This is a genomic window from Chryseobacterium oleae, assembly GCF_900115055.1.
Classification (GTDB): domain Bacteria; phylum Bacteroidota; class Bacteroidia; order Flavobacteriales; family Weeksellaceae; genus Chryseobacterium; species Chryseobacterium oleae.
Genome location: NZ_FOVD01000007.1, coordinates 59,714 through 72,142, shown reverse-complemented (window position 1 = coordinate 72,142; position 12,429 = coordinate 59,714). Strand labels below are relative to the sequence as shown.

The following is a 12,429-nucleotide window of genomic DNA, read 5'->3' as shown; positions in this document are numbered from 1 at the left end:
TCTCTTTTTTAATAAAATTATGAAATGGAATTTGAAATACAATAACTATATGTTAATTTTTTTCGACATTTATCTTAAAATTAACCTCATCTATTTCGATTTCGTTAAAATTTGAAAGTGAAGATACAATTTCTATTTTATTTGACAAGACCTCTGAAGAAATATATTCCTCATTTTTCTTAACATCTTCAATGAAAGGTGAGTTTTCTTCAATGGAGATTTTGATCCTGTCTGTCAGTTCAAAGTCCTTCTCTTTTCGCAGGTTCTGAATTCTGTTGATGAACTCCCTTGCGATACCTTCAGATTTTAATTCTTCTGTTAACGTCAAATCTAATGCCACAGTTGTTTTCCCGTCGGAAGTTACCGTCCATCCCGGGATATCTTTTGTAGAGATTTCCACATCATCAAGGGTGATTTCATACCCCTGAATATCTACTTTTCCGTCTTTTTCAAGACTGGCAATCTGCTCTGTGTTAAGATTCGCAATTTCTCCTCCTACCGTTTTCATGTCTTTCCCTAATTTAGGTCCTAAAGCTTTGAAATTCGGCTTGATTTGTTTTACAATTAAATGAGATGCTTCTTCAGCATTAATTAACTGTAATTCTTTCACGTTCACTTCTTGTTTGATCAGGTCTGCAACAGCTAAGATTTGCTCTTCCGTTTTAGCATCCAGAACCGGAACCAATACTTTCTGTAACGGCTGGCGAACTTTCACATTTTCTTTCTTTCTGAGGGAGAAAACCATGCTCGTGATGTTCTGAGCCAGGTGTGTTTTTTCTACCAGATCCTGATCGATCAGACTTTCGTCGGCTACAGGGAAATCTGTTAAATGCACAGATTCACAGTTTTCTTTTCCTGTTACCTTATTTAAATCCTGATACAGCTGATCCATAAAGAACGGAGCAATAGGCGCAGATAATTTCGCCACGGTTTCAAGACATGTATATAAAGTCTGGTAAGCTGAGATCTTATCATCAGAATATTCTCCTTTCCAGAAACGTCTTCTGCACAGTCTTACGTACCAGTTGCTCAGGTTATCATTCACAAAGGTGCTGATTGATCTGGCTACTCTTGTTGGTTCGTAATCTTCGTAGAATGCTTTTACTTCTTTAATTAAAAGATTAAGCTCGGAAAGGATCCATCGGTCGATTTCCGGTCTGTTTTCAACTTCTTTTTCAGAATAATTGAAACCATCCACATTCGCATACAGGGCAAAGAATGAATAAGTGTTATAAAGTGTTCCGAAGAACTTTCTTCTCACTTCGTCGATTCCTTCAATGTCGAACTTCAGGTTTTCCCAAGGATTCGCATTCGAGATCATATACCATCTGGTAGCATCCGGACCGTATACAGAAAGGGTTTCGAACGGATCTACTGCATTTCCTTTGGATTTTGACATTTTCAGTCCGTTTTTATCCAAAACAAGACCATTACTCATTACATTTTTATAAGCAACTGAATCAAAAACCGCAGTTCCGATCGCGTGAAGAGTGTAGAACCAACCACGCGTCTGGTCAACGCCTTCTGCGATAAAATCTGCCGGGAACGCTTTATTGTTGTCAATTAATTCTTTATTCTCAAAAGGATAATGCAGCTGGGCGTAAGGCATCGAACCTGAATCGAACCAAACGTCGATCAAGTCACTTTCACGCTTCATTGCTCTTCCTGAATCTGAAACTAAAACTATTTTGTCTACTACATTTTTATGAAGATCCACCAATTCGTAGTTCTGCTCAGACATATTTCCAATGATAAAGCCCTGGAAAGGGTTTTCTTTCATCAATCCTGCCGCAACAGACTTTTCTATCTCGTTGTATAATTCTTCTACAGAGCCAATGATCTTTTCTTCTTTAAGGTCTTCAGTTCTCCAGATCGGTAATGGGATTCCCCAATATCTTGAACGGGATAAATTCCAGTCATTTACATTTTCAATCCAGTTTGCAAAACGTCCTTCTCCCGTAGATTTAGGCTTCCAGTTGATTTCTTTATTTAAATCTACCAATCGGTCTTTCACAGCGGTCATTTTTACAAACCATGAATCCAGCGGATAGTACAATACAGGTTTGTCAGTTCTCCAGCAGTGTGGGTAACTGTGGACGTATTTCTCTACTTTGAAGGCCTTATTTTCAGTCTTCAGAACGATGGCAAGTTCCACATCCCATGATTTCTCAGGCGCAGTTCCGTCATCGTAATATTCGTTCTTGATATATTTTCCTGAGAATAATTCAGGAACATTTTCTCCTTTGATAAATCTTCCCTGCAAATCTACCAGCGGAACCAGATTATCATTTTCGTCTTTGATCAACATGGGAGGAATGCCGGCTTCTTTGGCCACTCTTGCATCATCCGCACCAAAAGTAGGCGCGATGTGAACGATACCGGTACCGTCCTCAGTCGTTACAAAATCTCCCAAAATCACTCTGAAAGCTTTTTCAGGGGAATTATTAGGGGTAAACCAAGGGATTAATTGCTCATATTGAGTTCCGGCAAGCTTTTCTCCAGTGAATTCTTTTACGATTTTGAAAGGAATCACTTTGCTTTCTGCAGTATAACCAGCGAAATCTTCATCGGTTCCTTCTGCATATTTCTTACCGAATACTTTAGGTAAAAGAACTCTGGATAAGACAATAGCTATCGGTTCAAATGTATATTGGTTGAATGTTTTAACCAAAACATATTCAATATCTCTTCCTACAGCCAATGCTGTGTTGGATGGCAAGGTCCATGGAGTGGTCGTCCATGCAAGAATGCTTACATCACCTTCCACATCACTAAATAAGTCAGAAGATTCTTTCTTCACTTTGAACTGAGCTACAACAGTAGTATCAGAAACATCGTGATAAGTTCCCGGCATATTCAATTCCGCAGAAGACAATCCTGTTCCTGCTTTCGGAGAATAAGGCTGGATCGTGTATCCTTTGTACAATAATTCTTTATTATACAACTGCTTCAGCAACCACCAAACCGTCTCCATATATTTTGACTTATACGTGATGTACGGATCTTCAAGATCTACCCAGTATCCGATTTTTTCCGTAAGGTTGTTCCATACGTCTGTATATCGCATTACTGCTTCACGACAAGCTTTATTGTAGTCTTCAATAGAGATTTTTTTGCCAATATCCTCTTTAGTAATTCCTAATTCTTTTTCTACGCCCAGTTCTACAGGAAGTCCATGTGTATCCCAGCCCGCTTTACGGAAAACCTGTTTTCCGTTCTGAGTCTGGTAACGACAAAAAATATCCTTTAATGCTCTGGCCATAACGTGGTGAATTCCGGGCATACCGTTTGCTGAAGGCGGACCTTCATAAAAAACAAACTCGGCATTACCCTCGCGAATCTCAACACTTTTACTGAACGTTTTATTCTGTTTCCAAAACTCCGATACATTCTCGGCTATGTCAATAAGGTTGAGGTTTTTGTATTCTTTAAATTGGCTCATTGTAAATATCTCAATATCGTTGATTAATTAAGTCTGCAAATTTACTAAATTTTGTCGGTTTATAATATATGTTTTATTTAGCTTATATCTATTAAAAAGTTCAATTTCAGAAATATAAATAAGGGAAGCGGTGAAATGGGAATGGTGAATGGTGAATACGTCCGTTTTTCCTGGTGATTTTGCAATGTTTTTTCAGCTATTTTCTTCAATAGGAGCGGGCTTTAGCCAAATCTTAGCCCCAAAAAATATTCAGACTATAAAAGCAGTCCGTTTTACACACAATCATCCGTGTAAATCCGTGTCATCTGTGGTTAAAATAAAATCATTCCTCATAAAGGTGAACAGAAAATCATGAAAATCCTATGGAGTATCATTTAAAATTTCGTAAATTTAAATAACCCCCAAACCCAGCCACTGCATGAAAACCCTGTCCAAATTTATATTCGCTATTTGTTTCATCAGTACAATTATTCTATCGGCTCAGAAAAACTATCCGCAAAATTATTTCCGGAATCCTCTGAACATACCCATGCAGCTTGCGGCCAACTTCGGTGCTGTCCGTTCCAATCATTTTCATATGGGACTGGATTTACGGACCAACAGTCAGGAAAATCTGTCCGTTGTTGCGGCGGCAGACGGTTATGTTAGCAGAATAAAAGTGGAAAGATATGGCTTTGGAAATGCCGTTTACATTACCCATCCGAACGGGTATACCACTCTGTATGCTCACCTGAATAAGTATTATGACAAACTGGATGAATTGGTAAAAGAAAGACAGTATAAAGACGAAAAATGGGAACAGGATATCACATTTTCTCCCGGACAGTTTCCCGTAACCAAAGGACAACTTATTGCTTTGAGCGGAAATACCGGAGGTTCAGCCGGCCCGCATCTTCATTTTGAAATCAGAGATACGAAAACGGAAGAATGCATCAATCCTTTGCTCTTCGGATTTAATATTCCTGATGGTATAGCACCTATTATCAGTGGACTTTATTGGTATGACCGACGTTTCAGTACCTATGAACCCGGTGCCAACGGAATTGCTGTAAAAAAAGCTGGCGGTACGTATACAACTGACGTGGTGCAGGTGAGTTCTCCAACGATAAGCTTTGCAATAAAAGCAGTAGATAAAGCCAATCAGGGTTTTAATCTTGGAATTTATCATGCAGAATTATTAATGGACGACCACCTGATCTACAGTTTTTCCATTGATCAGGTAGGTTATGATGATACCCGGTATATCAATGGATGTATCGATTATACCAGGTTTGCAAAAGATAAAATGAGCATTCAGCACTTATCTTCTTTACCGGGAATGAAACTGAAAAATTATAGCCAGCCGGATTTAAATGGATTGATCACGCTTCAGGATGAAGATATTCACCAGATTGAAATTATTTTAAAAGATGTCAATGGAAATACAAGTCGTCTGAAAACAAAGGTTCGTTTAAATAAGGTTTCAGATCAGGTATCACCTGCCGGAAAAACTGTAATACCAAACGAGGGAAAAACAGTTGCGAGTGAAAACGCTGAGATCAGTTTCAGTAAAAATGCAGTATATGATGCCGTTAATTTTCAAATGTCTGAAAAGCAAAACTTAAGTGCAGATGGAGTTTCAAATACCATTGTTTTGCAATCTCCCTACATTCCGGTGCATGACGATTACACCTTAAAAATAAAACCCAACAGAAAATTAACGGTTGAAGAAAAAGGAAAAGCGATTGTTCTCTTTGATTATGGCAGCGATACAAAGGTGATCAAAGGAAAATGGGACGGTGATAGAATAGAAACACAGTTCAACAGATTGGGTACAGCCACATTGTTGTTGGATCAGAGTTTACCGTCTGTCTCACCGGGTTGGAAAGACGGAGCCCCAGTAAACAGCAGTACTTTGCGCTTGAGCGGAAAAACTAAAATTGGAGACATCGCATTCTTCCGTGCAGAGCTGGATGGGAAATGGCTTCGTTTTTCTCGCGTAAAAGATGATTTTATCTATGTTTTTGATGAAAAATGTCCTAAAGGTTCAGGTTTACACACTTTAAAAGTAACCACAATCAATACCGCAGGAAACACAAATACACAGACTTTCACCTTTCAGCGTTAAAATGATGAAGCCTTAGATTTTTTAATCTTTTAATCATTCAATCTTTTAATTTTAATTAAATAAATTTGTTCCTTAAAATTAAAATCATTGGAATTCTATCCGGACATCGAAAGATCAGACCTTCAGGACATCAAAAAGTTTCAGGAGCAAAAGCTTCAGGAGCTTCTCGTTTATCTTGAAAAAAACTCACCTTTTTATCAGAAACTGTTTCAGGAAAACGGAATCAATATCTCGGATATTCAGACATTGGAAGACCTGCGGAAAATTCCTACAACCACGAAAGATGATCTGCAGCAGCACAATCACGACTTTTTCTGTATTCCTCCGGATAAAATTGTAGACTACAGTACCACTTCAGGAACGTTGGGTGATCCGGTTACGTTCGGGCTTTCCGACAGCGACCTTGAAAGGCTGGCTTACAACGAAGCGATTTCCTTTGCCTGTGCAGGAATTCAGAAAGGAGATGTTGTACAGATGATCACTACCATTGATAAAAGATTTATGGCTGGTCTGGCTTATTTTCTTGGGTTGAGAAAAATGGGTGCCAGTGTGGTCAGAATGGGACCCGGTATTCCTGAGCTGCAGTGGGATTCTATTTTCAGATACAAACCCAAATACCTGATCACTGTTCCGTCTTTTCTATTAAAGATGATTGATTATGCTGAAAAACATGGCGTGGATTATAAAAATTCCAGTGTCTATGGAGCCGTTTGTATCGGAGAAAGCATCAAAAATCAGGATTTTACAGACAATATTCTTTCACAGAAAATCAAAGAGAAGTGGAATATCAAATTATTCTCCACGTACGCTTCCACAGAAATGAGCACAGCCTTCACGGAGTGTGAATTTCAAACAGGAGGTCATCAACATCCGGAACTGATTATCACAGAAATTCTTGATGATAATGAAAATCCTGTGGCAGAAGGAGAAAACGGAGAACTTACGATCACTACTTTAGGTGTTGAAGCCATTCCATTATTACGTTTCAAGACGGGAGATATTGTAAAAGCCCATTACGAACCTTGCCGTTGTGGAAGAAATACAATGAGGCTTGGCCCTGTTGTCGGAAGAAAACAGCAAATGATCAAATATAAAGGAACAACGCTCTATCCACCGGCGATGACTGATATTTTAAATGATTTCAATACTATTTTATGCTATCAGATCGTTATTCAGTCTAATGAAATCGGGCTGGATGAAATTATCATTAAACTCAGCACAGATCAGGATCAGGAAACCTTCGTGAATGAAGTTCGTGATCATTTCCGTGCGAAACTCAGAGTAAGCCCTAAAATTGAAATCATAGACTTTGATATTTTGTCCAAAACTGTTTTTAATCCAAACAGCAGAAAACCGATCACATTTATAGATTTGAGATAGAAAAATCAGAACATCAACACAAAAACTAAACCTATTAAATTAAAAATATAAACCATGAAAAAATTATTACTGTTATTGCTGGTGGCTGTTTCTACCGTTGCAATGGCACAAAAATTTAAAATTAAAAGTGGAGATGCAAAATTCTTAAAAGGAACTGAAACAGTGAACGTTGTTTTTGATTATTCAGAGATGAAACTGCTGAAAGAAAATTACACTGAAGCAGAATATATTCCGAGAAGAATAGAAGAACTGAACAAAAAAACAGAAGGAAGCGGAGAAATCTGGAAAAAGCAGTGGGAGCGTGTTAAAGAAGAATTGTGGAATCCGAAATTCATCACGATATTCAATAAGGTTTTGTCTAAAGAAAATATCAATACAAAGCTTAAAGAAAATGCTCAGAGTCCTTATGCATTAATGGTTAAAGTAAAGTGGGTGTATCCGGGTTGGGATGCCGGAATCATGAAGCAGCCTGCAAAAGTAACGACACAACTTACCTTTGTGGAAACAGATTCTAAAAAGGTGATGTTCGATATTGAAAGTGTAGATGCGCCGGGAGATCAGTGGGGAAGTAATTTTAATAACGAAACCAGAGTGGGAGAAGGATTTGCGAAAACAGGTAAAACACTCGCCCAGAGAATGGAAAGAGATTTGGAATAAAACAAAAACCGGCCTGAAATTCAGACCGGTTTTTTTATGATTGTTCCTGCTGTTGCTGTTTTTCAAGCTTAATCAGATTCGCAAGATTTTTAATAACCGTATCGTGCTTTTTGACAAACGGATTGTCTTTATTCCAGACATAACCCGCTAATACTGCACAAATTTTCTTTTTAACATCAGGGTTTTCCGGCTGATGGAAAAATAATTCCTGAAGATTTCCTGTATACCATTCCTTTACATACGTCGTAAATACATCTACGCCATAAAGAATATAATCTGTGTATTCTGTCTGCCAGTCGATTTTCTCGCCGTTCAGTTGTCGTAGAGCCAGTTTTGCAGCAAGCATTCCTGATTCCGTAGCAAAGGCCATTCCCGATGAGAACACCGGATCGAGGAACTCAGAAGCATTTCCGGTAAGCGCATATCCGTCCCCGAATAATTGTTTTACCGAACACGAATAATCTTTCAGATGTCTTGGTTCAAAAAGGAAATCTACACCCCCGAAACGTTTTACATAATAATCTGACAGAGAAATTGCTTTTCTTAAAGCTTCTGCAGTATCACCGTTTTCAGAAAGTTTGTCGATGTATTCCGTAGGGCCTACAATTCCTACACTCGTATTTCCATTAGAGAAAGGAATCACCCAAAGCCATACTTCAGTTTCTATAATATCAAAAGAGATCAGCGTTCCCTCTTCACCTTCCTCTCTGTTACTATCTTCTACGTGGGCAAAAATTGCAGAATGAGGAGACAGTTTGGATGGTTTTTCAAGATCAAGAAGTCTTGGAAGTACTCTTCCGTATCCACTGGAGTCGATGACGAATTTGGAATGAATTTCTTTTGTTTCGCCATCCTTTGTTTTTACTGTTGTGATAGAGTCTGTACCGTTAAACTGGATATCTATGACTTCAGTTTCAAATTCAAGATCGATGCCTTTGTTGATCACTTCCTTGGCAAGAGTATTATCAAAATCAGCTCTCGGAACCTGCCAGGTCCAGTCCCAGCCTTCTCCGAACTTATCACTGAAATCAAAAATGCAGACTTCATCGCCACGTAAAAAACGTGCGCCCAGTTTTTTTTCAAAGCCCATTTTATCCAAAGCAGGAAAAAGTCCGGCCTCGTCAAAATGATCCATAACCCTGGGTATTAGGCTTTCACCTACTACAAGTCTGGGGAATTTTGTCTTTTCGACCACTTTTACGTTGACATTGTTCTTCTTTAAGTATGAAGAAGATACGCAACCGGAAGGCCCAGCCCCGATTACAAGAACATCAACAAATTCTTTGCTCATCTTGATTTTTTATTTTAATAATAACTTCTATCTTTGCCGCAAAATTAGTGACAATTAATTAATATTTTACAAAATTATCAACTATTACTTTTAATTGATGAAAATAAATAGCTTTTTAGAACTGAAGGATTTTCAAAAAATTATCATTGAGAACGAAAAAATTGAACTGGACGAAACACTTTTGGATAGAGTGGAAACAAGTTTTCAGTTTTTAAAGGAATTTTCGCGAAACAAAGTAATATATGGTGTGAATACCGGATTTGGGCCTATGGCTCAGTTCAAAATCAGTGATGAGGATACCCACCAGCTTCAGTATAACCTGATCAGAAGCCATTCTTCAGGGATCGGAAATCCACTGCCTGCTCAGGAAGTAAAAGCCTGTATGCTGGCGAGATTGAATACCCTTTCGCTTGGGAATTCAGGCGTTCATCAGTCTGTCGTTTATTTACTTAAAGAATTGATCAACAGAGATATTACGCCGTTGATCTTTGAGCATGGAGGAGTAGGAGCAAGTGGGGATTTGGTGCAGCTTGCACACCTTGCTTTGGTACTGATAGGAGAAGGAGAAGTATATTATAATGGCGAAAGAAAAACGACAAAAGATGTTTTTGAAGCAGAAGGATTAGAGCCTATCAAAGTGGAGATCCGTGAAGGACTTGCTTTGATGAACGGTACTTCCGTAATGTCCGGGATAGGAATTGTAAATGCCTATAAAGCGAATCAGCTGACCGATATTTCAATCAGACTTTCATGTGCGATCAATGAGATCGTTCAGGCGTATGATGACCATCTTTCGGAAGCTTTGAACGGTACGAAAAAACATTACGGTCAGCAGAAAGTAGCCGAGAGAATGCGTGCCCACTTGGCTGACAGTAAACTGATCAGAAAAAGAGAAGATCATCTTTATACCCATTTCGAAGAACAGGAAAAAGTATTTAAGGAAAAAGTTCAGGAATATTATTCATTAAGATGTGTTCCACAGATCTTAGGACCTGTTTTGGATACTTTGGAATATACTGAAAATGTTCTTGAAAATGAGATCAATTCAGCAAATGACAACCCGATTATCAATGTAGCAGACAAGCACGTTTATCATGGAGGAAATTTCCACGGAGATTATATTTCATTGGAAATGGACAAGCTGAAAATTGTTGTGACCAAGCTGACGATGCTGGCAGAAAGGCAGTTGAACTACCTTTTAAATGCAAAGATCAACGAAATCTTGCCTCCTTTTGTAAATTTAGGTAAATTAGGGTTCAATTTCGGAATGCAGGGCGTTCAGTTTACAGCGACATCTACTACAGCGGAAAGCCAGATGTTGTCCAATTCAATGTATGTACACAGTATCCCTAATAATAATGATAATCAGGATATTGTAAGCATGGGAACCAATGCTGCGGTGATCTGCAGAAAGGTGATCGAGAATGCATTTGAGGTATTGGCGATTGAAGCGATTACCATCATTCAGGCTGTGGAATACCTTGGATTTCAGGATAAAGTTTCGTCTTCTACCAAAGAGCTGTATGACGAAATAAGAAAGATTATTCCTGCGTTCTCAGACGATATGGTGATGTATCCGTATCTGGAGGAAGTAAAGCAATATCTTAAAAACTTAAAATAAGACATGAAAAAAATACTGATTTTTTCAATGATAGCTATGGGACAAATACTTTTTGCCCAGGAATTAGCGTTGGTAAAGGAAAAATCAAAAATAGGATATATCGATAAATCCGGGAAATATATTATTGAACCGAGTTTCGATACCGCCAAAAGCTTTTCAGATGGTTTAGCCGCTGTAAAGATCAAACAGCTTTGGGGATTCATAGGTAAGGATGGTAAAATGGTTATTGAACCTTCATTTACTAATATAAGAGAATTCCATGATGGAATTTGTGTCGTTGAAAAAGACGGAGCATGGATGTACATCAACAAAAAAGGGGAAAAACTGACCATGCCTTCTTCAGAAAAGCTGTATGACTTTAATGAAGGGCTTGCTTTTTTTAAGATTAATAATAAAATCGGGGCATTCAATACTGAAGGAAAAGTAATTCTCCGTGCAGAACATGAGGTGATTAAACCTTTTCAAAACGGTTTTGCAAGAGCTTCTAAAAACGGCAAATGGGGAATTATCAGTACCAAAGGTGAAACCATTGTTCCTTTTGAATATGACAATATTGGAGAATATTCAAACAGAATTACATGGGCACAGAAAGATAAATCATTTGGACTTGTTGACGGCAAAGACTTTAAAGTAATTGACGGAGTAGATAAAATCTGGGATTTTGATAATCAGCCAATGACTTATGCAAAGAAAGAGGGTAAAATCGGTTTTGTAGATAAAACAGGAACATGGATTATTGAACCTCAGTTTGAGAAGGCGAGAAGTTTTAGTCAAAACCTGGCGCCGGTTTGTCTGGAAAATAAATGGGGCTATATTGATCCCACAGGAAATTTCGTGATAAAGCCTGAATACAGTGATGCAGAAGTTTTCAGCAGCGACAATCTTGCTCCGGTAAGAGGAAAAGGTTGGGGATTTATTGATAATACAGGAAAAATAGTGATTCCCATGGGATACGAAATCTCTGCAAGTTTTGGCTTCGGAGAAAAAAATAAAGGATTTAATCAAGGGGTTTCAAGAGTGAAGAAAGGAGGAAAATGGGGTTTTATCGATACATCCGGAAATCTACTTGGCGATAAATGGTTCTACAATGCAGAACTTTTTCAAAATTAAAAAAACTAACACTAAGACATGAAATGTGCAATCGTAACAGGCGGATCCAGAGGAATTGGAAGGGCAATCTGTCTAAAACTGGCAGAAGAAAAGAACTACCATATTTTAATTAATTATACTTCCAATGATACCGCAGCAAAGGAAACTTTAGCTAAAGTACAGGAATTGGGTGCTACAGGAGAACTCCTTAAATTTGATGTAGCCAATGCCGAGGAAAGCCTGAATGTTTTGACCCAATGGCAGGACAGCAATCCGGACGCCATTGTTGAGGTGATTGTAAACAACGCAGGGATTACAAGAGACGGATTATTCATGTGGATGCAAAGTGAAGACTGGAACAGTGTCATCAACACCAGTCTGAACGGTTTTTTCAACGTAACCAATTTCTTTATCCAAAAGCTTCTCCGCAATAAATACGGAAGAATCATCAATATGGTTTCCGTTTCCGGAGTAAAAGGTACAGCCGGACAAACCAATTATTCTGCAGCAAAAGGAGCGTTGGTAGGCGCTACAAAAGCTTTGGCTCAGGAAGTGGCTAAAAGAAATATCACGGTAAATGCCGTAGCTCCGGGATTCATCAGAACCGATATGACTCAGGACTTCAATGAAGACGAACTTAAAGCGATGATTCCGGCCAACAGATTTGGAGAAGCGGAAGAAGTAGCGGATCTGGTTGCGTTTTTAGCTTCAAGAAAAGCGTCATACATTACCGGTGAAATCGTGAACATCAACGGAGGAATTTACTCTTAAATCAGGTAGCAGATAATAGGTAGCAGGTAGCAGTGAATAGATGTAACCTAAAACTTGGAATCTAAAACCTT

General features: G+C 38.5%; 8 protein-coding genes. 6 read left to right on the top strand and 2 right to left on the bottom strand.

What is annotated here, in order from left to right:
* Nucleotides 1-52: 52 nt before the first annotated feature.
* Nucleotides 53-3,442: an isoleucine--tRNA ligase gene (ileS, locus tag BM143_RS18935; protein ID WP_090026405.1), complete on the bottom strand. Its 3,390-nt coding sequence runs from the start codon at nt 3,440-3,442 to the stop codon at nt 53-55.
* 418 nt (nt 3,443-3,860) lie between these two features.
* Here ileS and BM143_RS24245 point away from each other — a divergent pair, with 418 nt between their 5' ends.
* The 3 genes from BM143_RS24245 (at nt 3,861) to BM143_RS18920 (ending at nt 7,586) form a co-directional block, all read left to right on the top strand.
* Nucleotides 3,861-5,549: a M23 family metallopeptidase gene (locus BM143_RS24245; protein ID WP_090026403.1), complete on the top strand. Its 1,689-nt coding sequence runs from the start codon at nt 3,861-3,863 to the stop codon at nt 5,547-5,549.
* 87 nt (nt 5,550-5,636) lie between these two features.
* Nucleotides 5,637-6,929 (top strand): flexirubin biosynthesis putative acyl-CoA ligase FlxY, encoded by a 1,293-nt coding sequence (locus BM143_RS18925; protein ID WP_090026401.1) that lies wholly within the window; start codon nt 5,637-5,639, stop codon nt 6,927-6,929.
* Nucleotides 6,930-6,983: 54 nt separating this feature from the next.
* Nucleotides 6,984-7,586: a hypothetical protein gene (locus BM143_RS18920; RefSeq protein WP_090026399.1), complete on the top strand. Its 603-nt coding sequence runs from the start codon at nt 6,984-6,986 to the stop codon at nt 7,584-7,586.
* Nucleotides 7,587-7,620: 34 nt separating this feature from the next.
* Here BM143_RS18920 and BM143_RS18915 read toward each other — a convergent pair whose 3' ends face one another.
* Nucleotides 7,621-8,877, bottom strand: a complete 1,257-nt coding sequence (locus tag BM143_RS18915; RefSeq protein WP_090026397.1) for an NAD(P)/FAD-dependent oxidoreductase — start codon at nt 8,875-8,877, stop codon at nt 7,621-7,623.
* A gap of 97 nt (nt 8,878-8,974) precedes the next feature.
* On the opposite strand from BM143_RS18915, the gene BM143_RS18910 reads away from it, so the two are divergent.
* From BM143_RS18910 to fabG, 3 genes are read left to right on the top strand one after another with little or no spacing between them, the layout of a single operon-like run.
* Nucleotides 8,975-10,498, top strand: coding sequence for a flexirubin biosynthesis tyrosine ammonia-lyase FlxA (locus BM143_RS18910; RefSeq protein ID WP_185116559.1), 1,524 nt, complete (start codon nt 8,975-8,977; stop codon nt 10,496-10,498).
* 3 nt (nt 10,499-10,501) lie between these two features.
* A complete protein-coding gene (locus BM143_RS18905; protein WP_090026393.1) occupies nt 10,502-11,608 on the top strand; it encodes a WG repeat-containing protein in 1,107 nt (368 codons plus the stop codon).
* Between the two features lie 18 nt (nt 11,609-11,626).
* Nucleotides 11,627-12,358: a flexirubin biosynthesis SDR family reductase FlxB gene (gene fabG, locus BM143_RS18900; protein ID WP_034726992.1), complete on the top strand. Its 732-nt coding sequence runs from the start codon at nt 11,627-11,629 to the stop codon at nt 12,356-12,358.
* Nucleotides 12,359-12,429 lie beyond the last annotated feature (71 nt).

Coding starts and splice junctions, on each gene's coding strand:
- ileS (WP_090026405.1), bottom strand. CDS start 3,442: ATGAGCCAATTTAAAGAATACAAAAACCTCAACCTTATTGACATAGCC.
- BM143_RS24245 (WP_090026403.1), top strand. CDS start 3,861: ATGAAAACCCTGTCCAAATTTATATTCGCTATTTGTTTCATCAGTACA.
- BM143_RS18920 (WP_090026399.1), top strand. CDS start 6,984: ATGAAAAAATTATTACTGTTATTGCTGGTGGCTGTTTCTACCGTTGCA.
- BM143_RS18915 (WP_090026397.1), bottom strand. CDS start 8,877: ATGAGCAAAGAATTTGTTGATGTTCTTGTAATCGGGGCTGGGCCTTCC.
- BM143_RS18910 (WP_185116559.1), top strand. CDS start 8,975: ATGAAAATAAATAGCTTTTTAGAACTGAAGGATTTTCAAAAAATTATC.
- BM143_RS18905 (WP_090026393.1), top strand. CDS start 10,502: ATGAAAAAAATACTGATTTTTTCAATGATAGCTATGGGACAAATACTT.
- fabG (WP_034726992.1), top strand. CDS start 11,627: ATGAAATGTGCAATCGTAACAGGCGGATCCAGAGGAATTGGAAGGGCA.